General features: G+C 42.2%; 17 protein-coding genes. 5 read left to right on the top strand and 12 right to left on the bottom strand.

Going from position 1 to position 22,846, the window contains the following annotated elements; translation table 11 throughout:
- The first annotated feature begins 22 nt into the window (after positions 1-22).
- Positions 23-850, top strand: a complete 828-nt coding sequence (locus LVD17_RS14120) for an ion transporter (protein WP_233767730.1) — start codon at positions 23-25, stop codon at positions 848-850.
- Here the strand turns inward: LVD17_RS14120 and LVD17_RS14115 are convergent.
- From LVD17_RS14115 to LVD17_RS14105, 3 genes are all read right to left on the bottom strand, one after another.
- On the bottom strand, positions 845-1,690 hold the full coding sequence (locus LVD17_RS14115) for a hypothetical protein (RefSeq protein WP_233767729.1): 846 nt from the start codon (positions 1,688-1,690) through the stop codon (positions 845-847). The genes LVD17_RS14120 and LVD17_RS14115 overlap by 6 nt on opposite strands.
- Complete coding sequence (locus LVD17_RS14110; protein ID WP_233767727.1) at positions 1,677-5,699, bottom strand: DEAD/DEAH box helicase; 4,023 nt, start codon at positions 5,697-5,699, stop codon at positions 1,677-1,679. Before LVD17_RS14110 ends, LVD17_RS14115 begins: the two co-directional genes overlap by 14 nt.
- A 112-nt stretch (positions 5,700-5,811) precedes the next feature.
- Positions 5,812-6,735 (bottom strand): ComEA family DNA-binding protein, encoded by a 924-nt coding sequence (locus tag LVD17_RS14105; RefSeq protein ID WP_233767725.1) that lies wholly within the window; start codon positions 6,733-6,735, stop codon positions 5,812-5,814.
- Positions 6,736-6,969: 234 nt separating this feature from the next.
- Here LVD17_RS14105 and hemA point away from each other — a divergent pair, with 234 nt between their 5' ends.
- Complete coding sequence (gene hemA, locus LVD17_RS14100) at positions 6,970-8,235, top strand: glutamyl-tRNA reductase (RefSeq protein WP_233767723.1); 1,266 nt, start codon at positions 6,970-6,972, stop codon at positions 8,233-8,235.
- An 82-nt stretch (positions 8,236-8,317) separates the two neighbouring features.
- Positions 8,318-9,082, top strand: coding sequence for a S1/P1 nuclease (locus tag LVD17_RS14095; protein WP_233767721.1), 765 nt, complete (start codon positions 8,318-8,320; stop codon positions 9,080-9,082).
- 42 nt (positions 9,083-9,124) lie between these two features.
- Here LVD17_RS14095 and LVD17_RS14090 read toward each other — a convergent pair whose 3' ends face one another.
- The 6 genes from LVD17_RS14090 to LVD17_RS14065 all read right to left on the bottom strand — a co-directional run bounded on the left by LVD17_RS14090 (position 9,125) and on the right by LVD17_RS14065 (position 14,776).
- On the bottom strand, positions 9,125-10,090 hold the full coding sequence (locus LVD17_RS14090; RefSeq protein ID WP_233767720.1) for a hypothetical protein: 966 nt from the start codon (positions 10,088-10,090) through the stop codon (positions 9,125-9,127).
- A 219-nt stretch (positions 10,091-10,309) separates the two neighbouring features.
- The gene (locus LVD17_RS14085; protein WP_233767719.1) at positions 10,310-11,059 is read right to left on the bottom strand and encodes an SDR family oxidoreductase; all 750 of its coding nucleotides are present in this window, start codon (positions 11,057-11,059) and stop codon (positions 10,310-10,312) included.
- Positions 11,060-11,137: 78 nt separating this feature from the next.
- Positions 11,138-11,719, bottom strand: a complete 582-nt coding sequence (locus LVD17_RS14080) for a TetR/AcrR family transcriptional regulator (protein ID WP_233767717.1) — start codon at positions 11,717-11,719, stop codon at positions 11,138-11,140.
- 397 nt (positions 11,720-12,116) lie between these two features.
- Entirely contained in the window at positions 12,117-12,938 is an 822-nt protein-coding gene (locus tag LVD17_RS14075; protein ID WP_233767716.1) for a M57 family metalloprotease, read from the bottom strand.
- Positions 12,939-13,105: 167 nt separating this feature from the next.
- Complete coding sequence (locus tag LVD17_RS14070; protein ID WP_233767714.1) at positions 13,106-13,888, bottom strand: exodeoxyribonuclease III; 783 nt, start codon at positions 13,886-13,888, stop codon at positions 13,106-13,108.
- A 54-nt stretch (positions 13,889-13,942) separates the two neighbouring features.
- Complete coding sequence (locus LVD17_RS14065) at positions 13,943-14,776, bottom strand: aminotransferase class IV (RefSeq protein WP_233767713.1); 834 nt, start codon at positions 14,774-14,776, stop codon at positions 13,943-13,945.
- A gap of 139 nt (positions 14,777-14,915) precedes the next feature.
- Here LVD17_RS14065 and LVD17_RS14060 point away from each other — a divergent pair, with 139 nt between their 5' ends.
- On the top strand, positions 14,916-15,062 hold the full coding sequence (locus LVD17_RS14060; protein ID WP_155173790.1) for a lmo0937 family membrane protein: 147 nt from the start codon (positions 14,916-14,918) through the stop codon (positions 15,060-15,062).
- Between the two features lie 27 nt (positions 15,063-15,089).
- The gene (gene hpf / locus LVD17_RS14055; protein WP_155173791.1) at positions 15,090-15,395 is read left to right on the top strand and encodes a ribosome hibernation-promoting factor, HPF/YfiA family; all 306 of its coding nucleotides are present in this window, start codon (positions 15,090-15,092) and stop codon (positions 15,393-15,395) included.
- A gap of 173 nt (positions 15,396-15,568) precedes the next feature.
- Here the strand turns inward: hpf and LVD17_RS14050 are convergent, their stop codons facing one another.
- The 3 genes from LVD17_RS14050 to LVD17_RS14040 are packed head-to-tail and all read right to left on the bottom strand — an operon-like array spanning position 15,569 to position 22,828.
- The gene (locus LVD17_RS14050; protein ID WP_233767712.1) at positions 15,569-17,953 is read right to left on the bottom strand and encodes an ABC transporter permease; all 2,385 of its coding nucleotides are present in this window, start codon (positions 17,951-17,953) and stop codon (positions 15,569-15,571) included.
- A 37-nt stretch (positions 17,954-17,990) separates the two neighbouring features.
- Entirely contained in the window at positions 17,991-20,417 is a 2,427-nt protein-coding gene (locus LVD17_RS14045) for an ABC transporter permease (RefSeq protein ID WP_233767711.1), read from the bottom strand.
- A 20-nt stretch (positions 20,418-20,437) separates the two neighbouring features.
- Complete coding sequence (locus LVD17_RS14040) at positions 20,438-22,828, bottom strand: ABC transporter permease (RefSeq protein WP_233767709.1); 2,391 nt, start codon at positions 22,826-22,828, stop codon at positions 20,438-20,440.
- Positions 22,829-22,846 lie beyond the last annotated feature (18 nt).

Below are 22,846 nucleotides of genomic sequence, written 5' to 3'. Positions count from 1 at the left end.
TAAAAAAGCATTTTAGCACTCCATGGAACAGTCCAAAAATACATCAAAGCAAGGCTGGAAAGAATATCTTCATGAAGTAATTTTTGAAGCCGACACGTCCGAAGGCAAAGCTTTTGATGTCATATTGCTCGTAGCCATCCTGCTGAGTGTGATAGCCGTAATGCTGGAAAGTGTTTCCAGTATCAAAGCAGAGTATGGGGATATCCTTTATATTATAGAGTGGTTTTTTACAGCACTTTTCACCATTGAGTATATAGCCAGATTAGTGGTAATTACTAAACCGGGAAAATATGCCGTTAGCTTTTTTGGTATAGTTGATCTTTTGTCCATTCTACCTACATTTCTAAGCCTTATTTTTGTGGGGGCACAATCGCTTCTGGTCATTAGAAGTATCAGGCTTCTAAGGGTGTTCAGGGTGTTCAAATTAGCCCGCTTCCTGGGAGAAGCATCGCAACTGGCTTCAGCTCTAAAAGCCAGTCGGCCAAAGATCATTGTATTTATTGGAGCTGTCTTTGCCATGACAGTAGTGCTGGGTACTTCTATGTACCTCATAGAAGGTGGTGAAAATGGTTTTACCAGTATCCCCAAAAGTATATACTGGGCAGTAGTAACCCTGACCACCGTGGGCTATGGTGATATTGCTCCGCAAACTGTACTCGGTCAGGCACTCGCAACCCTGATCATGATACTGGGATATGGTATCATAGCGGTCCCAACAGGTATTGTTTCAGCAGAAATGAATAAAGTAAAAGACCTCCACCCGATCACAACACAAGCATGCCAACATTGCGGAGCCGAAGGCCACGACAGTGATGCAGCTTATTGTAAAAAATGTGGTGGAAGATTATAAATTATAATCCTTCTTAGAGAAATAGAAAAGCTTGCCCGTCTCATTTGAAGTCACAAAATCAGTGTCTGAGACAAAAACCAGTCCTTCCATTTGAGCACCACGTACAAACCTTAATGCTTTGTATCTACCTTTGAAGAACGTATTATCCTCAGATATTTTAAATAAATAGATGCGTCCATAACTCGCGAGGGCCAGAAGGTTACCCGACCTGTTGATGTCTGCTCCTGTTATAAGATTAGGCAGGTATAAGCTTTCTTCAGGGCTCACACGATATTCTCCCGGCTGGTCTGGTAAAATGTAGTGATTCACCAGCTTCTTACCTCTGTTCTTTGTAAATAAATGCAATTTACCGGCATGCCAGCACATGGCTTCTACATCATAATTCATCTGCTGCTTTTCGGGCGGGAATTGCTCCTGATCGCTGTAACTAAAGTGTATTTCTGAAGCCTGTTTATCGACAATATTGTATTTATAAATCACCAGGTTCCTTCGTCTGTTTGAATTATTTCCGAAATCACCAATATAATAGTTCCCTTTATCATCCTGTGTTATATCTTCCCAGTCCCGATTTCCGACTGCCACATAAAGGGTGTCTATAATGTTTCCGTTAAGGTTCAACACAAAAAGTGCGCTTTGGCCTCCACTGTCGTTATGGGTAATCAGTAAACTGTCCTGATAGGTTTCTAACCCGGAGCTCTCCGGGAAATTTTCAATAACACACAAGGCTCCCTTACTATATTCACCCCTATTGCCTTGAAACTCATCTGGTGCAGGATTAAATGTATTGACCAACAGCGATTTCAGCACTACCGCAAAACCGATCAACTTAAATTTCAACATTATGATGCGCTACGAATTTTAGTATTGCCTCCTCAACCTGCTCACGGTTATGCCAATATTCACGACTATAAAGACCTTTGAAATTCCAGTTTTTCTTGCTCAGGGTAAAGGGCGTATAAACATGCAGATCTTTGACCGAAATACTTTGGTAATAAAGATCATCATCAGTGATAAGCAAGCCGAGGTAATGGTTGCCATTTTTCACCGTAAGATCTCCAAAGGGCAACTCCTCTACCAACTGAAAGCCTTTGGGAACCGATTTACTCCACTCTTCAAGCTTTTTCTTCAGATACCATTCCGTGTGATGGTTCTTCTCCGGATAAGGAACGGCCTTAAAATTACCTTCGGAGACATCCCATGCATATTCAAGGTATGCCTTCAATAGTTTAGGGCCTTCATTCTTAGCGCCTTCTACTTTCAACTGGCCAGGCATGATGCTACTTACTATAATAATTTTTTCACGTGCCCTGGTAACAGCTACATTCAATCTGTTTTCTCCACTTACAGCATTAAGGTTACCAAACTGCATCATCATACGGCCACTGCTGTCAGGCGCATAAGCAGTTGAAAAGATAATAATATCTTTCTCATCACCCTGTACATTTTCAATATTCTTTACGAACCAGGTCGCAGGAATTACAATCTGCTCATCCATACACTTTTGATCCAGAATATCTATAATATGTTGCTGCTGACGTGCATTGAAAGTCACCACACCTACCTGCCTGGATGCATCGGTTTTTAAAACATCCACGAGTATATCAACCACCTTTACCGCTTCTTCATGATTGATGTTGTTATCCCATACTCCGTCGACCTTAATATACTTTATGGCCGGTTCATTCTTATTGACAACCTGATGATCAGGAAGTAACTTCAGATTGCCATCGTAAAAATGACGGTTTGAAAAATCTATCAGATCGAGGGATTTACTGCGGTAGTGCCCTTTTAGTTGCACGTTCATCAGATGGTGGCCGGCCAGCTCCAGCAATGAGTCCACTTCCAGTGCCGGATCATCATCTGTTTCTTCTTCGTAGCGCGCCTGATAAAGGTCATTGGGCCTTAGCTGCTTGTTATCTCCTGCTACCATCACCTGCCTGCCACGATACATTGCCGGGATACCGCGCTCAACAAAACACTGCGATGCCTCATCGAAAATTACCAGATCAAATATTTCCGTCATAGGAAAAATTGCAGAAACCGACTCGGGTGATGCCATCCAGCAGGGTATCAGCTGAAACAGTTCTTCATAATAATTTGCAATAATCTTTCTTAATGGCCATACCCTTCGTTTCTTGGTAGCCTGGTGGTAAAGATCACGGTAAGTGACCATATTATTGAGCCTGTTATATTCTACATTTTCATAAGTCCTCTCCCGAGCCCTGAGTAGCAGCATATCATTACTCACCATCAGTTTTTCCCTTACAAGGTTCTGCAGCTCGGCCTCCAGCTGTTGGAATTTGAGTGAAGAAACGGACCTCAAAACAGGATATTTTGTTTCTATATGTTCGATCCAGGATATTCGCAAACTATTCTGAAACAGCTTTTCAATGGAGTCCGGGCTATAGTCTTCAGCCGCTTCGATCACTTTATCGATAACCTGTATTTCCTGCCCTGTTAACTTTGTCCTTATCTTATCATATTCGCATAAAGCGTCAAAGTCCTTTCTCAGTATAGCCTTAAGTTTTTCCGCGAGCTCAGTATTCTGTGTTATATTGGTTATCTGGCTGTTTGTAAGGTATATCAGCCATTCTGCCTTTTTCAGTGGTATCTCCTTTATTACCGTGTAAAGCTCCTCAAGCTTATGTTTCAGTTCTTCATAGGTCAGCTTCTGCACGTTGAAGTACTCTTTAAAATTGCGAAGAGAGCTAAATATAAGCTTTGCCTTCACAGACAGTTTTTGCAGGTGGAACCAGTTTTGCAAATGTACTTTCTCATAGCTTTTTGGTACATCGGTCAGCCATTCTCTCTTCCTGATTTTGGTGAGATTATGTTCCAGGTTCAACCGGTTGTCAATTTTTTCCACCATGGTGTTAAACCCTTCCCGACTTCTCTTAAGGTTATTTTCCACCAATACACGCTTGATATAAAACTTGTCTTTAGAAAACAGCCTCCATTGAACAAGCCTAAGGAGACTTTTGCGTGCCACCATATTTCGTTGAAGCACTTCCTGAAACTTGCCTAACTGATCAGAAGGCAGACTTGTCTCAGGGCCGGTTCCCTTATAGCATTCCATCAGCACCCGCTCTGTATTGGATAGCCAAAGGTTGCTGGTTTCACTATCGGAGAAAGACATCATATGCTGGAAATACTCATATGTTTTCTTATTCTTCAATATTCCCAACATCTCCACCACATATTCCCTCTTATTCAATATGGTTTCACAGTCATCAAGTGTGAGCCTCGAGCCGGTGATTTGCTCCAGTTGATCAGCTATTTCTTCCTGATACATTGGTATTTCATCCAGTATTTGATTGAATCGCTGTAAATCGGCTACGGTAAAATTTTCAAAAGATTTTCTGTCGAGCCACTCATAGCCTGACCTGTTAAAAAGCTGGGCATAACCAGCGTAGTTTCTCAGACGGGTGATGAAAGACGCGAGCTCATCAAACTTAAAATGGGTATACTCCTGCTTCAGGTTTACGGTAGGCTCATCAATATAAGAGGTAAGGTAAAGCTCTTTTACAGCCACACCACATTCACTTTCATCGAATAGAGCGAATTTAAACTCCTCCATCTCTTCGGTGATCTGGTCGATCCTCCTGCTCACCTGCAGGAATTTTCGTTCCAGTTGAATGGCATCCAGGCCATTGTTCTTCATTTTATACTCGTCAAGACGCTCAATCTGGCGAGCTATTTTATGATAGATCTCTTTCCTGTCATTTCTGAAGTCATGGACCAGGCCCAGAAAATCTATCATTCCCTTTTCATCCATCCTGTCGTAAACCACATCAAGTGCAGCACGCTTCTGGCAAACCACCAACACTTTTTTTCCTATCGCTACATGATCCGCCACGAGGTTGCATATCAGCTGGGATTTACCGGTACCCGGAGGCCCTTGCACTACTATAGAGTTTCCTTTTTTAATGGCCTTGAGTGCATTCTCCTGGTAAGCATCCATTTTAAAAGGTGTAAAGGTCTTTTCTTCATCCACACTCTTTAAAAAGTAGTAGTCCGGCCCCTGCCCTTTTGATTCTTCATAAACAGACCGTGCCTGAAAAAACTCTTCAATATCTTTTACATGATTGTTTTCGATCAGATGCATATAGTCAGGCACCAGGTATGACCCTGCTTGCGGAAATATACCCAACACAGCTTCAGGGTACATCTTCAGCTCACCATCTTTTTCGTTCTTCTCAAAGTCAGGTTTCTTAAATTCCGTAAACCCGGTAAGCTCATCCCTGAAATTCTCCTGGTTGAAGTTTACTTCAATAAGACTATCCTTAAACAGTTGGTATAAAGATGTTCTGAAAATGGTACTATCCGTGTCAAAATCTTCCAGGTTACGATCCAACAGATCATCGGAAACAGGTACTTTGTTATAATGTGCGTAAGCAAGTAAGAACGATTTGTTCAGCGTAACCCCTGCATCGCGGCGCTGCTTGAGCTTCCATTGTTTATCAACTGCAGCCACTTCCACAGGAAAAAACAACACCGGACAGCGGATAAGCGTACCATCAGAAAGTTTTCCTCTCACAAATGGCCAGCCAATATATAAGTCTTTAGAGCCCCTTTCTTCATAAATGAATTGATCCAGTCGGGAAAGTTTCTTCAGTTTTCTGCTCATTCGGTTGGCATCCTCATCGCGGCTGTCCATTTGCGGGCCAAGGGTTACTGTCTTACCAGCAATCATGGATTCGATAATACTAAAAGAGCCCCCTTTGGTAATGAAATTGAAGTCATGCACATCAATAAACTGCTCCGCAGGCAAACGCAACAGAAGCAGAGATCTGTTGTTACCGGAAAGATTGGTAAGCCGCTTAAGATATGATTTTAGCAGTTCGTGCATTTGTTAGCTGTTATAGAATGAAAAATATAACAATTTCTATCGATTTTTAGAATCGCAAATTTATGAAATAAACCCAACACACATTCTGCCTAAACAGCGAAGTGATGAGTTTTTAAAATTCCAGGTAAGGAGAAATTTTAGCAATTACTAACGAGTCCAGCCTATGGATATTGTATAAGTCATTGACCGTGCGAAACTTACCGTGCTGATACCTGTAAGCAACAATAGCTGCAGCCTGTTTGTTCGATAGGTAGGGATGCGAAGCCAGTTGTTGCTCCGTAACATCATTTACAGGTAGGAGGCGAATACCCGTCAATGGGTCATTAATATAAGCCAGTGTGTCCAGTTGCTTAAGTATGGCATCGTTCAACCCCCAAACTTCTTTCAATTGATCTTTGCTCACAAAACCTCCCAGACTTTCCCTGTATCTGACTATTCTTCCTGAATAAACAGACCCAATGCCTTTTAATTGTTTAAGGGTGATGGTATCTGCCTCGTTCAGGTCAAAAGGATGATTTTTTTCTTTATTATCCCGTGTATGGGCAACTACCGGCAACCCACTTTCCTCTTTGGGTTTTTTCTTGTATACCGGTGGCAATTCCCTGTCTGCTGGCTGCCTAATGTTGACATAGTCCCTGATTCTGTCAAACGTCCTGGTGCTTAAACCATAAACTTTTTTAATGTCACCGACCTTATTAAACCTGCCACCACTGGCCAGGTACCTTTCCCAGTTATTTGCTGCTGCTTTGCTCACTCCCATCTGCTCCAGCTCCTGGGTGGAAACATAATTAGGGTCAAACATTTTATATCTGAACTCCTCCTTATCAGGTATAGCTGTATCAACCTCCATTTGCTCAATCAGCTCGTTTAGCCGATGCTCTTCCTCACTAAGATCCACCCTGTCACCAAGCAACCTCTTTATGGCTGAAGGTGCAAACACAAGGAAAAAAGCCAAAGGCAATAAAATAAGTAGTCCTGTGGATTCAGATTTTGATATACCGAATACACTACGTAACCACAGTTGAAACTTTATCATTATTATAACAGTTGAGCAGGTTATAATGATATTCTTTTATTTGACTAAAAGCCAACCCAATGCAAATTATTTGCGTAGGGGTGAGGAAAATAAGTTATAAAACTGATCATGGTCATATTTTCGACTCAAAAGTCATAATATATTTGTGGTTACTATTTGAAAACAATATAAATAGCAAGACTAATTTTCAAAGTAATTCTATACTAATTAAATTTGCAGGCGTAAATTATAGTGATGCAGGAAACATTTAAGGTACTCGGTTTATCATTTAAGAATACCCCACTTGAGATCAGGGAGAAGTTGGCACTGGATGAGGCACATGCCAAGCGATTAATGAAGTTCATGAATGAGTTTACACAGGCAACGGATGTCCTGGTGTTATCAACATGCAACCGCACCGAAATTTACTATAGCTGTAAGAAAGAGCTTACCAAAGAGATCTTACAGGGCATTAGCCTGATCAAAGGTATAGACACACCTATATCAGAATACTTTATTTCTTATAAGAAGCATAACGTTGCAGTAGAGCGACTGTTTAAAGTTTCCATGGGGCTTGAAGCTCAGGTTGTAGGAGACCTGCAGATATCAAACCAGGTAAAGAAGGCCTATCAATGGACTGCAGATGAAGACATGGCAGGGCCATTTCTACACAGGTTAATGCACACTATATTTTTTACGAATAAAAGAGTAGTGCAGGAAACTTCGTTCCGTGACGGGGCGGCCAGTGTTTCTTATGCCACCAAAGAATTAATAGAAGACATCACTTCCGAAATTAAAGACCCACGGGTATTGATATTAGGCTTAGGCGAAATTGGCAGGGATGTATGTCGTAACCTGGTTGACTCTAAGATCAGCCATGTTACCATTACCAACCGTACAGAAGAAAAAGCTATAGCCCTTGCAGGTGAATGTGGTTTCAAAACTGTTCCTTTTAGTACTGCCCTTGATGCTATTCAGAATGCTGACGTAGTCGTATCGTCGATCGCTACAGAAAGTCCTTTCATCACCAAAGAGGTAGCTGAAAAGCTTGAGATCCTGTCATTCAAATTTTTTATTGACCTGTCAGTGCCAAGAAGTATAGAGGTGTCTATTGAAGACATACCCGGTGCACTGGTCTATAACATAGATAACATTCAAAGCAAGGCTTCCGAGGCATTGGAGAAACGTACTGCGGCCATACCGGAAGTTGAGAAAATAATAGCTGAAGCTATACTGGAATTCAACGATTGGTCGAAGGAAATGATTGTTTCCCCCACAATCAAAAAGTTGAAAAATGCTCTCGAGGAAATCAGAAAAGAGGAGCTTGCCCGCTATTTAAAGAATGCCGACGCCAGAGAGGCAAAAATTGTAGACAAAGTAACCAAAAGCATGATGCAAAAAGTGATGAAGTTACCCGTGCTACAATTAAAAGCTGCATGCAAAAGAGGAGAGGCTGAAACACTTATTGACATACTCAACGACCTGTTTGACCTGGAAAAACAGCCAAACCAGGTTAAATAATCTTTATTATTTGGAATAAATGCGTTCTTCATGTGTTCAGGGTGAAGTATTTTACTTTCCTTTGCACCCTAACTTCTAAAACATGATAAGAAAAATCGCAATAATTTTATGTACCTTCTTGTCTCTCAACGTTTTCGGATGGGGCATGATAGGGCACCGCACTGTTGGACAAATTGCAGAAAACCATCTCAGTAAAAGAGCCAAGAAAAAAATTAATGAAATACTGGGCGGAGAATCTCTGGCCGTAGTGAGCAACTGGATGGACGATATCAAGTCTGATAATTCATATGACCACACACACGCCTGGCACTGGGTAACCATTCCTGATGGACAAACCTATGAGGAGAGCGAAAAAAATCCGGAAGGCGATGTGATCGCAACCATTGAAAGGCTGATCTCTGAATTAAAACAAGGCAACCTGCAAAAAAAAGAAGAAGCCGAAAAACTCAAGATGCTGGTACACCTTATCGGTGATATTCACCAACCTTTACACGTAGGTTATGGTGAAGATATGGGAGGCAATAAAGTGAAACTGGAATGGTTCTGGAACAGCTCCAACCTTCATCGAGTATGGGACAGCGACATGATAGATTCGAAAATGTACAGCTATACCGAATTGGCCAGCATTGTAGATAATGTAAGCAATGAGCAGGTTAAAACATGGCAATCTTCCAGTGTCCGGGACTGGGCAAATGAATCAATAGCTCTTAGAAAGCAGGTTTATGACATTCCGGAACACAAAAACCTTAATTACGAATACCGATACCATAACTGGCCAACCGTAAAGTTAAGATTAGCGCAGGCCGGCGTACGCCTGGCAGGAGTGCTCAATGAAATATATGGATAAAGGCAGAAGGCGGCTGATAAAATGCCCCCTTCTCACCCTGCTTTAAGTCACTATCCGCTTATAGTAAAATTTCTGATTGACATAATCCAGCACTATAACAAAATCCTGCAGGAAACCGGAGCCAATGGTACCGGATGCATCCTGCAACTCACGATTAGAGAACTCCCGCCTTAAAAGGAAAGACTCCACATCGTCAAAATTTTTGTCTGGCATTATCAGCCTCAGGCCCTTGCCTTTATAGCCCCGGATGGTTCCGTTTAGTCCACGGCCCACTTGACATCTATAACCTTTAGAGTCTTCCAGCTGCTGGTCTCCTTCCTTTAAAAATAGTATCATCTGGCGGGATGAACCTGTATCTACGTGAAGGAAAGCATCGCGTTCTACTTCGCCGACTCCCAGCCTGACTTTAATGTACGGCTTGGTATCTTTTATAATAAGATCGGTGGAGTAAAATCCTTCATTGACCTGGGGCCTGACAAAAGGTTCCGTTAAAGTTATAACCCTGTTAGGGTAATCAATTTTAACAATAAAGCGACTAAATATCTGATAGCCGATAATGCCATTGATAGACATACCATCTACATAGGGAAAAAAGTGCTTATCGTTAGTAACTACAATACCAATGCCCAGCCCCTGTATGTCTGAAACACATATTTTATTGTCCGGCGATAATTTGCCCGGCCTGTATTCCCGATGCCCATACCCGTTGAGCTTAACCTCCTTATCTGGCAACACCGTGAGCAATTTATTGTATCCCTCACCAAAAAGAATAAGTGACCGCCCTCCTGTATCAAGAACAAGGTTTACTTTTAAGTTATCATTGACCATTACCGGTATTACCACAAGATTTTCGATGAGCTTAAACCTGATAGTGGTTTGTTGCTTGTTGTTGATAAAGTTGAAGCCCGGATTGGAGGCAAATGCAAAGGAGGTAAAGATCAGAAAGGCGCAGGTAATGGCATGCCGCCTTAACCCGATGCCGGGTTTGTTTTTTGTTGTTTTGTACATGATTTTGTTGTTTTTGACCAATAGTCAAAGTACAAAATCTAATCGTTAAAAAAATCCCGCAAACAGGTGGGTTTTTAGTATTAAATCATCACCGGAAAGTGAATTGAACGGATGTAAGTTATGTCTATTGTTTCCTATAAATTTTTGAAAAAAATACCCGGAAGGTGATAACAGCCAACCGGGTAGTAGAAATACAGAAATACGCTTGAGACCTTTGTGTTAAACCATACTTAGACCGCCATCCACAACCAGCTCGGTACCATTGACAAAAGAGGCTTCGGATGAGGCCAGAAAAAGAACTGTTTTTGCCACCTCGTCGGCAGAACCGAACCTACCCAAAGGCACAAGTGAGGCAAAGGCTGTACCCATTTCTTCCACTTCTGCCTCAGATTTGCCCAGTTTACTGTAAATAGGAGTCTCTATTGGGCCGGGACTCACCGCCACAGAACGAATGCCCTTCTCTTTTAGCTCAGTAGTGAGTATACGTACCAAAGACCTCAAACCGGCTTTGGAGGCAACATATGCTCCTGTGTGTGCAAAACCTTTGGTTTGTGCAATGGTGGTATTGAAAATAACCACACCATCCTGATTAAGGTAAGGCAAAGCCTCTTTTACCAAAAAGAACGGGCCCTTCAGGTTGATGCCAATAACCTCATCAAATAGTTCTTCCGAAGTATGCTCTATAGGTTGAAATGGCGCTATACCTGCATTTGGAAATAAAATATCAATGTTTCCGAACTTTGCTAATGTGGTGCTGATCACCTTTTTGATGTCATCAAGTTTGCCCGCATCAGCATGTATGGGCAGCACTTCTCCTTCAATCTCTGACGCTGCCAGTTGCAGGGCATCTTCTCTCCGGCCCGTGATCACCACTTTTGCTCCCTCTTTAGCAAATAATTTGGCCGTTGCGAGTCCGATACCGCTATTAGCCCCGGTAATGATGGCTACTTTTCCTTTTAATTTTGTCATGATATAGATTTTTATTTGAAACGATTATTCCAGTATACGACATATTGATATGATCGTTTCAAATAAAATTAAAAAAAATTAGTTTAATGAAGTAATCACCTGATCCACAACACTATTGAGATCTTCTTTGGAGGTGGTTAGCATGCCGGTCAGGCGTAATCCTTGCAGACTTGTAAACAAATAGAGCGCGAGTTGATGGGCATTTTTATGTGCAGATATCTCTCCTTTTTCTTGTCCGGCCCTGATCAGGTCTGCAAAAGTACAGAGCAGAACCTGTTGATTGTTCAAAAGAAATTCCTGCACTTTTTTCTCTGTAGCAGAAAGCTCAGCTGTACAGTTGATCAGGTAGCAGCCCTTCCGGTCCTGGTCGTTTTCAATACCATCTACCAAAGCCGTAAAAAAAGAACGGATAGAGGCAATAGCTGAATTTTCTTTAAAGAGGTTGGCAAAAGCGAGTGTTTGCTCACGATCCTGGTAAAATTTCAGGGATTCAAGAAACAGCGAAAATTTATCGCCAAAGGAATTGTAAAGGCTCGATCGGTTCAAACCAGTCGCATCTACCAAATCCTGCATAGATGTACCGTGATAGCCCTTTTTCCAGAAAAGGTCAGTCACTTTGCGGATAATTTCATCCCTATCGAATGTAACGTTCTTCGGCATTGATCTTAATACATCTATTTTGGAATAATCGTTCCTTTATTCTATGCGCTTAAATTTACAACTAAAAAAGTCATTGGAAAACTCCAATTGGCCCTTCATGTCTGATAAACCATTTCCCGGCAGTCTGTTGGAGAAGACTCAGCGTGATTCTAAGGCAGAAATCTAATTATTTGCTGTATTTGAAACCAATTAGAAGACGCTTCATCAGTTCACGTAGAACGCCCTCCGACCTACAGCCGCGTCATCAAGAGAGAGTTCGTTTCGATGAACAATTCATTATCTATATCTAAATGAGGTATAATATGTTTTTAATACTCCAGGGTCGATACTACGCATAAAAAACTGCCTAAAACAGTTCAGTTGAACCATTTTAGGCAGTTAATATTGTTACTATCGATTAATATAGGTAATCCAAAGCAGTTTTGTCAGCGTTTGTGAAAGGCCTGCTTGAACCGTCAGTACAAGCCAACATCCATGATCCCTTCCCTGAAAGGTCCGCACCGGTTGGAGTACCAGGGATGTGGTTTGCACCTACACCACCGTCACCTTCGTTAGCAGCAGAACCTCCGCAGCTTATGCTTCTGTCAAAGAAGTCAGTATGCCGAAAACCGATGCAATGCCCCATTTCGTGAGCCATAATAGTAGCGATACCATCTACGCTAAGTCCGTACTGAGACTCAAGGATACCACTCATGTTGATAGTTCCGTAAGGATCTCCTGATGCTGTTGGGAAACCGGCAGAACCGAGAACACCTCTGCGCTCATCTCTTTTGCTCAATCTTTTGAACACGATGTCAGCATTGCTGCTTGAAGAAACTCTCTGGAAAGAGATAGTCAGGTTTTCGGCATTGTATCTTCTCATAGCTTCATCCAGACCAGCCTGCTCACCAGAGCTAAATCCTTTACTACCTGTAGGCATGTAAACATTGATCATTCTTGGCCCATTTACAAGATTATCAGTGCTGTACTGCTCTACGGCAGGAATGCTTGCTCCGGGACTCATTCTTTCAAGGTCGGCTGCAGTAAGATAGATATCGTTTTCTACAAGAAAACCATCTTCAAAATGCGAAACCCCATCAATGCTAAAGCCTAACTGAGTCAGCTTAGCAAGCACTTCTTCAGGTACATCATCACCAGGAGCTACACTTTCATTTTCACATGAGAAAAACACGCCGCTGGCCAACACTGCCAGTACCAGAAGAGAATTTAATCTTTTCATAATTATTTGGTTTAGGTTATTAATTCAAATCGGTCGCAATGTTGAAAAATCGTGTTTAAACTCAAAATATAATTTCAAAATTATTTTAAAAGTCAAAATATTATCTTGAAAAGATTAAAAACATAAAACAATAATCTTGTAATCAAAACTCTTCTTAACCAATGCTTTTAATATGTTGATTCTATTACCAATTCCACCGGGCAATGGTCTGAGCCTTCATACTCATTGTGAATCGCCGCACTCTTTACCTGATCAAGCAAACCACTCCCGACCAGAAAATAATCAATCCTCCACCCCACATTCCTCGCTCGTGCATTGAACATATAATTCCAGTATGAATATTTAATTTCTTCCGGGTAGAAATGACGGAAAGTATCCACAAAACCGTTGCTGATATAGCTGCTAAATCCATCGATCTCTTGCTGGGTGTAGCCGGCTGATTTGTTATAATTCTGTTTGGCCCTGGCGATGTCTATCTCCTGATGTGCAACGTTAAGGTCGCCACACAGAATAACTGGTTTCTTTTCTTCCAGAGCTTTGAGGTACTCCAGAAAAACCTCGTCCCACGTTTGCCTGTAATCCAGTCTGTTGAGACCCTGCCCGGAGTTGGGGGTGTAAACGTTCACCAGGAAGAAATCCTGATACTCCGCCGTAATCACCCTACCTTCCTGGTCGTGGTCATCATGACCAAGGTCATATACTACACTTAGCGGCTTCTTTTTGGAGAATATGGCCGTTCCGGAATAGCCCTTTCTTGCCTTGGAAGAATTAATGTAGGCATGGTACTCCGGCAGAAGCTGAGCAGCCGTTTTCACATCTTCGACCTGCGCTTTTGTTTCCTGCAGGCAGAATATATCCGGGTTCATCTTTTTAATATTTTCAATAAAGTCTTTCTTCAAAATGGCCCTGATGCCGTTGATATTCCAGGACACGAGTTTTAGATTACTCATAAAGTCTCTTTAGTATTTAGTTCAAAAAAATTGATACTATGAAATCCAAAGCAATCAGCCCTGCTTTATAAACTGCTCTTCAAACAGGCTGAATTGCTGCATAAGTTCTTTGGTGACGGCCCCCACTTTCCCATCACCGATAGTAAAGTCGTCTATGAGGGTAACGGGTAAAACTTTCTTTGTAGTACCTGTCAGAAAAGCTTCTTTGGCTGTACGCAGGTCATCTACAGATACAGGAGCCTCATGCACTTTGAATTTCTGCCGTGCCAGATCCAGCACCTTCCTTCGGGTTACCCCTTTTAATATGCTCCGGTCAGGTGTTATGATCTCATTTTGCTGATTTACGATGAAGAAATTACTCCTGGTAAGCTCGCAAACAAGCCCGTTGTGGTGGTACAGCACATCAAAGGCCCCCGCTTTGGCGATTTCCTTTTTCAGCCAGATACCAGTCATATAATTTATGGTTTTCACCTCAGGCAGCTCCCTTAAATAAGAATAGGTAATCAGCTTAATTCCTGTCCTGTAGCTTTCGTCAGGTGGAAATTTTATATGCTCCTGCGTGATGATAAGGTTGGGCGATCCTATACTATAACCATCAGGGGTATAGCCCCCGGTCAGTACAATCCTGATACCCGAAACCGGCATTTTGTTCGTCTCTATAAGCTGCCTGATTTTGACCTCCAGATCATGTTTATCAAAGGGTACTTCATCAAATACTTTTTTAGCAGAAAGAAAGAACCTCTCAAGGTGGTCGTCCATAAAAAGTGGGACATTGTCTTTAAGCCTGAAGAAATCAAAGATACCGTAGCCCCTGATAATACTGAGGTCAGATATACCGATTTTGGCATCCTCCCGCTTGATAAGGTCATTATTTACAAAGCAAAACATGACTGAAAATTAATGCTAATTGTAGAAATATTTATTACTCAGGGACTTTATTTCCACAACAAACCTACAGCCGTAGCCTGCTATATCTTCAATAAGCCCTATGGCATGAATCTGGCAATATCAACTAAAAGCTAATATTATGAGAAGCTGTTTAATTGTAATTATTATAGTCTTAGTAGTTGGATGGCTATTCGGGTTCTTTGCCTTCGACCTGGGTTGGTTCATCCACTTTCTGCTGGTAGCAGCAGTAATATTGCTTCTCTTAAGACTGATAGGAGGGCGCTAAATAACCACAAGATAAATTTTTTTTGACATGAAGACAGATATCCAAACCGTGGGATTTGATGCGAATCAGGAACTTTTAGATTTTGTAAATGACCGCATAAAGCATTTGAGAAAGTTTGAAACTCAAATAACAGGTATAGATGTATACCTTAAAAATGTTAAAAATGACCAAGATGAAACCAAAGTGGCTGAGATGAAGCTGTTTCTGCCGGGACCTACGCTATATGCGGAATATCAATCCGATAGTTTCAGGGAAAGCATCATGGAAACAGTAGATAAATTGAAAAAACAGATGAGGAAGCGTAAAGAGCTTCAAAACGAAAAGAGACCGTAAAAAAAAGGCTGTATCAAACCAGCAGGATCATAAGGTTGATAACCTATTCTGAATTTGATGCAGCCTTTTTTCAAAATTTATATTTCAAGCTTCTGCTTTTATATTTAAAGCTGAAAACAGTGAAGCAAAAGAATTGAAAATAAAGCCTGCCAACTGCTTCTGCCGATTGCTATTTATTCTGTCCTCAGCGTATTAACCGGATTAAGCAGCGCTGCCTTGACTACCCTGTAGCTCACTGACAATATCGCGATTATAACAGCCACCAAACCTGCTGTCAAAAATTCCTTTGCTCCCATTTCGAACCTGAAAGCAAAGTTATTGAGCCAGTCGTCCATCAGATACCATGATACCGGAATGGCAATAATGAAAGCCAGCAACACCTGAAGAACAAATGTTTTTGCAAGCAGCAAAAACAGGTCTCCAACTGATGCCCCAAGTACCTTTCTCACTCCTATTTCTTTCGTTCGCTTTTGGATGATAAATGAAGCGAGTCCAAATAATCCCAGGCAAGCTATGAATATGGTGATGCCTGCACCTATGGTGAATATATTACCGGCACGCTTGTCATTTTTATAAAATTGCTCCCACTGCTCGTCCAGGAAGTGGTACTCTATAGGGGTACCCTCATCGAAGCTATTATGTACCTCTGAGGCATGAGCTATAGCCTTTTCAACATGCCCGGGATCAAATTTTAGAGAAAAATAATCGATCTGCTGAAATGCGTTAGCTCTGTATCCCAGTACAAGCGGGGCAATTTCATTGTGCAACGACTCAAAATTAAAATCCTGTACTACACCTATAACCTTATACTGACCGTTATCAATTTTAATATACTTTCCCAGCGGGTCCTTCAACCCAAGGGCCTCCACGGCAGTTTCGTTAACCAGTACATGAAGGGAATCTTCTTTTACATTGCCCGTAAAATTGCTTCCCAAGGTCAGCGTCATTTCATAAACATCCAGCATATGCTCATCGAAGCCTATATAATTGGAGAACAGGGAATCTTCACTGTTATCGGGGGATTTAAGATATACTTCCCTCAGGTTTTTCCATTCTCCGGGTACTCGGGAAGATACAGCCACCTTGGTGATATAAGGAGATTTTGCAAATTCGTTTTTCATTGCGTCAAAGCGTTTTCTTACATCTCCGCTATTGATATCCACAACCAATAATTGCTCTTTGTTGAAACCAAGTGAACGGTTTTGGATGTAGTCCATCTGGTTGGATGCTACTATGGTGGCGATGATCATGATAATGGATAATGTGAATTGCGTGACTACGAGAATTTTCCTTAAGGCTACACTTCCCTTACCCGTGCTCATGCTGCCTTTCAATATATTGGCCGGTCTCAACCTCGACATCACAAGGGCAGGATAAATACCTGAAAGTAAACCGATAACCAGAGTGATGAAGAACAGCAACGCCAAAATGTTACCAAATGTCTCTGTATCGAACACAAAGCTTTTATCGGTAAGTACATTGAAATATGGGAGTAAAAGGTCAACAAGACCGATAGATAACGCCAGTGCTATTAGGGCAATGAAGGTGGACTCACTAAGGAACTGGATGATGAGCTGATACCGCTGCGCACCCGATACTTTCCTCATACCGATTTCCTTTCCTCTGTGGAGTGATTTTGCTGTAGCCAGGTTCATGTAATTGATGCAGGCAATCAGCAACATAAATATCCCAATACCTATAAAGATATAGATATAGGCTTTTTGGCCTTTTGTAGCTTCGCTGCTATATTCAATGGCCTGGGAACCGAAGTGTATATCATTGAGTGACTGTAAGTAGAAATTGCGGTTAGCCTCAGGCTCGAAGTACTTCTTTACAAATCCAGGTATGTTTGCAGCGAACTTCTCAGGAGAAGCCTTTTCGTCAAATACTACATAGGTATAGGCACCATACCTATTCCAGTCTGACTGGTATTCCCTGAAGAAATCATGAGAATAAGGCAGGGACGTTAATATTTTAACCTGTAAATGAGAATTCTGCGGCGCATTTTTCATTACTCCTGTAATGACATAGGCATCTTCCTGATCCAAGACAATCTCTTTTCCAAGAGGATCTTCATTTCCAAACAGCCGGCGAGCCCAGTCTTCATCGATCACCATGGAATTAGCCTTTGAGAGTGCTGTATTTCTGTCTCCTTTTACCAGTTGAAAATCAAAGACATCAAAAAAGGTAGAATCTGCAAAGAAATATGCCCGCTCTGCAAACTTGGTATCACCAATAGAAAAGTTGATGTGCCCCCCAAATTTGAATAACCTGGCAAACTGCCCTATTTCCTCATAATCAGTGGCCAGTGTTGGGCCTGTCGGTGGGCTGGTTTGCCCAAAATACCTGGCTTCTCCTCCTTCATCACCTATCTCCACCACACGGTATATCCTGTCCCGCTTGATGTGCATGGAATCATAGGCCATTTCGTCCATCACAAAAAGAAACAGCAGGCTACAGCAGGTAATCCCCAGGGTAAGCCCGGCTATGTTGATGAAGGAATAGGCCTTGTTTCTCACAATATTCCTTACGGCTATTTTAAAGTAGTTTTTAAGCATGTTGTTGTAAATTTATTTTGATTTAAGTTGACTGCTGTTATTCATTTCTGAGTACATCTACCGGATTGGCCAGTGCCACCTTCACTGACTGATAACTAACCGTAAGGATAGCAATGATAAAGGCAATAGCCCCGGACATTATAAATGCTTCGGCACCAATTTCCACGCGGTAGACAAAACCGGCCAACCATTGCCCCATACCATAGTAAATGACCGGAATGGCAATAAAAAGAGATATAAGTACCATAGTAAAAAAGCTCTTGTATTGTATGCGCATTAACTGCCTTACTGAAGCCCCGAAGACTTTTCTTATGCTGATCTCCTTTTGTCTTTTCTGTGCCGTGAACAAGGAAAGCCCAAACAGCCCTAAGCAAGCAATAATGATAGCAATAATAGCTGCGGAGAATATAAGTACTATGGCCTTTTGATCTGCTTCATATTTTGACCTCAGGCTCTGATCAAGCTCGGTATACTCCCAAGGGGTATCCTGCACCAACTCATGCCACAGATCTTCCATTCGATCAACCACTGCCTTGAAGCTTCCCGGCGACACGGTGACCATCATATATTCATAATTTTCTTCCTTCCGGTGCTGTAACATCAGGGGTTCAATGCCATAATGCAGAGACCGCTGGTTGAAATCTTCGATTACACCAATGACCCTAAAGCTAAAACGCTCTCCTGAAAAAGAATCGGTAAACACTTCCCTGCCTATGATTTCCTCGGGAGTATAGCCATAATCTGACACCGCCTTTCGGTTAAGGATCACATCGCTTTCATTTCCGGTAATGTCCCGTGAAAAGCTTCGGCCCGTAATCACCTGTAGTTTAAGGGTTTCCAGGTAGTCATAGTCCACACGATTGATGCCGGTAAGCACACCGTCACTGATGCTTTGCCCTTCGGCATAGACTCTCATATCGTTAAAAACCTGATCTCCAGGCAGGTAGCTGGCGGCGGTCACCTGGTTTACACCTGCAATGTTGCTCAGTTGCCGACGCATATTTTCATAATTGGCCTTGGCCGTAGAGGTGTTCAGTGGTACTATTATTTTTGAACCTGACGAAAAGCCTTTCTCATAGCTATTCATGTAATTCATTTGTTGTAACATAATGGTCACTGCCCCTATCAGCACAATGGAGATCACAAATTGAAAGACTACCAGGGCCTTTCTGAACATCTGTGCACCGCTACCTGCAGCTTCCTTTTGCTTTAGTACTTTGGCTGGTTGGTAAGCTGAAAGCAGCAGGGCTGGATAACTTCCCGAAACAATAGCGGTAAGGCCAAGTACAGCACCTATGGCAACTAATATATCCGGAGTAAGCACTGTAGACAGTACCAGCTCCTGCCCCATGAGGTAGTTGAAGAAGGGAAGCAATATATCCATCAACAAAAAACCAAGGACTGTTGCCAGGAGTATAAAAAGCACCACTTCCATAAAAAACTGAATGATGAGGGATGTGCGTTGGGCGCCAAGGGTTTTTCTAATGCCGATCTCAAGCGCCCTTTTCCCAGCTTTGGCAGTAGCAAGGTTCACAAAATTGACGCAGGCGATCACCAGGATGAAAAAACCGATCAATGAAATAATGCTAACCTGCTCTATACTGCCGTTGGTGCCCAGATCAAGATCAAACCCGGAATGCAGGTGGATATCAGGCACGGCGCTCATTCTAAGTTCTTTTGACCTGCCCATAGCCTTGAAATGCTCCGCACCACGCTTTTGAAGCACATCGTTTATTTTAGACTGCAACTGTGCGGGGTCAGTACCTTCTTTTATTTTGATATAAGAAAATATAAAGTTTTGACCTGCCCAGGTAGTTATGCCATTAATAAATTCACCCCAGCCGGGGCTGTTCATTGTCATGAAGAAGTTGGCATCAATGTGTGAGTTTGGTTGCCTGTCGGCTATTACACCTGTAACTTCATATTCATAAGGATCATCACCATTGATAATGGTTATCAACTGCCCTATGGCCGAGCTTTCTGCAAACAGCTTTTTGGCTATAGACTCTTTTATTACTACCGTACTTGGCCTATCCAGGGCAGTTTCCGGTGAACCTTCAACAAAATCATAGCTAAAGACATCAAAGAAAGTAGAGTCAACTATAAAGCCCCTGGTCTCATAAAACATCCTATCCCTAAAACGAAGCAGGTTCTTTTCTACCTGAGGCGGATTAACTACCCTCACCGCATTTTCGATTTCGGGCAGCTCTTCCTTCATCGCCCATACGATTGGTGGTGAACCTGTAGGCATGCCATCTCCGTCAGAACCGGGAAATACAGTATTTAGCCGGTAAAGGTTCTCCGCATTGTCATGGTGCTTGTCGTGGCTGAACTCATTATTGATGTAAAGGATCAATATCAGCGCACAGCTAATTCCCACTGACAGACCTGCTATATTTAAAAATGAGAAGGTCTTTTCTCTCCAGATATTTCTTAAGGCAATGATAATATGGTTTCGTAACATCTCTTTAAATTCTTTGGGTTCTACTCATTCCTCAATGTCTGCACCGGGTCTAGCATAGCAGCCTTTATGGTTTTATAGCTTACCGTGATAAAGGTCATTCCCAGGGTAATGACGAAAGTGATAATGAAAATATCAGGCTGGAGTGTCATCCGATAGGCAAAGCCTTCCAACCAGTAATTGCCGGCGTACCATATCAAGGGGATGGCTATAAAGTTGGAGGCTATCACCAATACAAGAAATTCTTTTGACAGCATACCTGCAATATTCCAGACACCTGCACCAAGTACTTTTCTCACACCTATTTCCTTGGTTTTGGAAATAATCATAAAAGAGATCAGCCCCAAAAGGCCAATTCCGGCAATAACAATGGTGAGCACAGCAAAAATGACCAAAACCTTCATAAGCCTTTGCTCAGCCCGATACTGTCTGTCAAACTCCTGGTCAAGGAAGAAATATTCGAAATTGTCGCCCGGAAAATGATTGCTCCAGCTATTTTTAATATCCGACACCATATCAGCAGTGTTTCCGGTATTAAAATATATGGCAAAGTACCTGCTTGCATCAGGGTTATAATCCATCACCTTAGGAGATATTTTGGTTTGAAGGCCAAGTCCGTGATAGTCTTTCACCACACCAATTACTGTTCCCTCAGGATACCCCGAGGGTGAAGTGATGCGTTTGCCTATGGCTTTATCGGGCGTTTCCCATCGCATTTCCTTCACAGCAGTCTCATTAATGATCACTCCTTCATCAAGCTCTGCCTTGCTGTCTTTACTGAAATTCCTGCCAGCAATCAGTTCCAACCTAAGGGTTGAAATATAATCCTCATCGATGGACATATATTCGGTCACCACATTTTCTCCTTCCGGAAACCCTTCCGGAAAAGCAACCTGCCCTGCCCAACCGGGCTTGCCCGGAAGTGCGTTGGCATAGGTAACCTGCTCTACAAAAGCATTTGAGCTAACGGAATGCTTAAATGACTCAAAAGTGTTCGCAGATGAAGCCTGGGTGCCATCTACTACCAGCACTTGTTCTTTGTTGAATCCCAGATCCTGATCCTGCATATAATCTAATTGACGCAGCACGATCAAAGTGCCTAATACCAGCCCTGCTGAAATTACGAATTGGAAAACCACAAGCATTCGCCTAAGCCTCACTCCTTTCCTGCCTGTTTGAAGTTTGCCTTTCAATACCTGGGCAGGCTTATAACCAGACATCACCCAGGCAGGGTAATAGCCTGACAATATTGAAACCGTCAGCACCAATACCAGCATGCACAAAAGATTAGCTGCACTAAAAAAGTCGGAGAAATCATATGACTTTGACATTAGACTGTTAAAAAGTGGCAGAGCCATATCTGCAATCAACATGGCCAGCAAAAAGGCACCAACCGTAAGGATAAATGACTCACTCAGAAACTGCCAGAACACTAACGACCGGGATGATCCCACAACCTTTCTCAATCCCACTTCTTTGGCCCTGTAAACAGCACGTGCAGTAGTCAGATTTACGAAGTTGGTGCAAGCCAGCAATATCACAAATATGGCAATGGCAGCAACCAGGTAAACCTGCGAAATGGAACCTTGGGGGCCAAAACCGTTTGGAACCTCAGACTTTAGGTAGACATCGTTTAACGGTTCGAGTTCAACATATAGTATCATCCCCATTTTCTGCAGCCACTCCCCCACATTGTCCATATAAATATTGCGCACCTTGGCGCTAAGAGATGCAAAATTAGCACCCTCCTTTAGCAGCACATAGTTATGCACATTGATGTTGCCCCAGCCACCACTATAAGTAAAGTTAGGATTGAGCTTCTCATAAGTAGAAAAGGATAGCAACATATCAAACTGAATATGTGACTGGGAGGGCACATCGGCGACCACGCCGGTAACAACAAAGTCGATACTATCTCCTATCGTAAGTACTTTGCCTACCACGTTTTCAGTATCAAAGTACCTGTTGCGTGTACTTTCCGTAATTACCACTGAGTATGGCGCCTCCAGTGCACGTTCCGGACTGCCCTGAATCATTTCGAAAGAAAAAACCCTGAAAAACTCCTCACTGGCAAAATGCATATTTTCATCATACTTTTTCCCATTGTGATTTACCTGTAATGCGTAGGCATTTCTGGTGTAAACCACTGCCTCCACCTCAGGAAATTCGGTTCTCAACTTATGTCCAATCGCCCAACCGTTCTGATCCATACTTTTCTCTCCCATATGCGTTACCACACGATAGATGTTATTCCTCTTGCTATGGAACTTGTCAAAAGAGAGTTCATCCATAACGAATATCAGGATCAAAATCCCAATACTCAGGCCCATCACCATGCCGGCAAGATTAATTGCTGTATAGGTTTTGAATCTTAACAGGTTTCGGACGGCTATTTTCAGGTAATTCTTTATCATGATTTAGTTTTTTAATTC

The organism is Fulvivirga ulvae, from assembly GCF_021389975.1.
GTDB lineage: Bacteria > Bacteroidota > Bacteroidia > Cytophagales > Cyclobacteriaceae > Fulvivirga > Fulvivirga ulvae.
This window is presented reverse-complemented; position numbering and strand designations above follow the sequence as displayed.

Excerpts from the sequence above, each read along its gene's own strand:
- hemA (WP_233767723.1), top strand. The coding sequence starts at position 6,970 with ATGCAGGAAACATTTAAGGTACTCGGTTTATCATTTAAGAATACCCCA.
- LVD17_RS14070 (WP_233767714.1), bottom strand. The coding sequence starts at position 13,888 with ATGAGTAATCTAAAACTCGTGTCCTGGAATATCAACGGCATCAGGGCC.
- hpf (WP_155173791.1), top strand. The coding sequence starts at position 15,090 with ATGAAGACAGATATCCAAACCGTGGGATTTGATGCGAATCAGGAACTT.
- LVD17_RS14050 (WP_233767712.1), bottom strand. The coding sequence starts at position 17,953 with ATGCTTAAAAACTACTTTAAAATAGCCGTAAGGAATATTGTGAGAAAC.
- LVD17_RS14065 (WP_233767713.1), bottom strand. The coding sequence starts at position 14,776 with ATGTTTTGCTTTGTAAATAATGACCTTATCAAGCGGGAGGATGCCAAA.
- LVD17_RS14040 (WP_233767709.1), bottom strand. The coding sequence starts at position 22,828 with ATGATAAAGAATTACCTGAAAATAGCCGTCCGAAACCTGTTAAGATTC.
- LVD17_RS14045 (WP_233767711.1), bottom strand. The coding sequence starts at position 20,417 with ATGTTACGAAACCATATTATCATTGCCTTAAGAAATATCTGGAGAGAA.
- LVD17_RS14105 (WP_233767725.1), bottom strand. The coding sequence starts at position 6,735 with ATGATAAAGTTTCAACTGTGGTTACGTAGTGTATTCGGTATATCAAAA.
- LVD17_RS14110 (WP_233767727.1), bottom strand. The coding sequence starts at position 5,699 with ATGCACGAACTGCTAAAATCATATCTTAAGCGGCTTACCAATCTTTCC.
- LVD17_RS14120 (WP_233767730.1), top strand. The coding sequence starts at position 23 with ATGGAACAGTCCAAAAATACATCAAAGCAAGGCTGGAAAGAATATCTT.
- LVD17_RS14060 (WP_155173790.1), top strand. The coding sequence starts at position 14,916 with ATGAGAAGCTGTTTAATTGTAATTATTATAGTCTTAGTAGTTGGATGG.
- LVD17_RS14115 (WP_233767729.1), bottom strand. The coding sequence starts at position 1,690 with ATGTTGAAATTTAAGTTGATCGGTTTTGCGGTAGTGCTGAAATCGCTG.
- LVD17_RS14095 (WP_233767721.1), top strand. The coding sequence starts at position 8,318 with ATGATAAGAAAAATCGCAATAATTTTATGTACCTTCTTGTCTCTCAAC.
- LVD17_RS14085 (WP_233767719.1), bottom strand. The coding sequence starts at position 11,059 with ATGACAAAATTAAAAGGAAAAGTAGCCATCATTACCGGGGCTAATAGC.
- LVD17_RS14080 (WP_233767717.1), bottom strand. The coding sequence starts at position 11,719 with ATGCCGAAGAACGTTACATTCGATAGGGATGAAATTATCCGCAAAGTG.
- LVD17_RS14075 (WP_233767716.1), bottom strand. The coding sequence starts at position 12,938 with ATGAAAAGATTAAATTCTCTTCTGGTACTGGCAGTGTTGGCCAGCGGC.
- LVD17_RS14090 (WP_233767720.1), bottom strand. The coding sequence starts at position 10,090 with ATGTACAAAACAACAAAAAACAAACCCGGCATCGGGTTAAGGCGGCAT.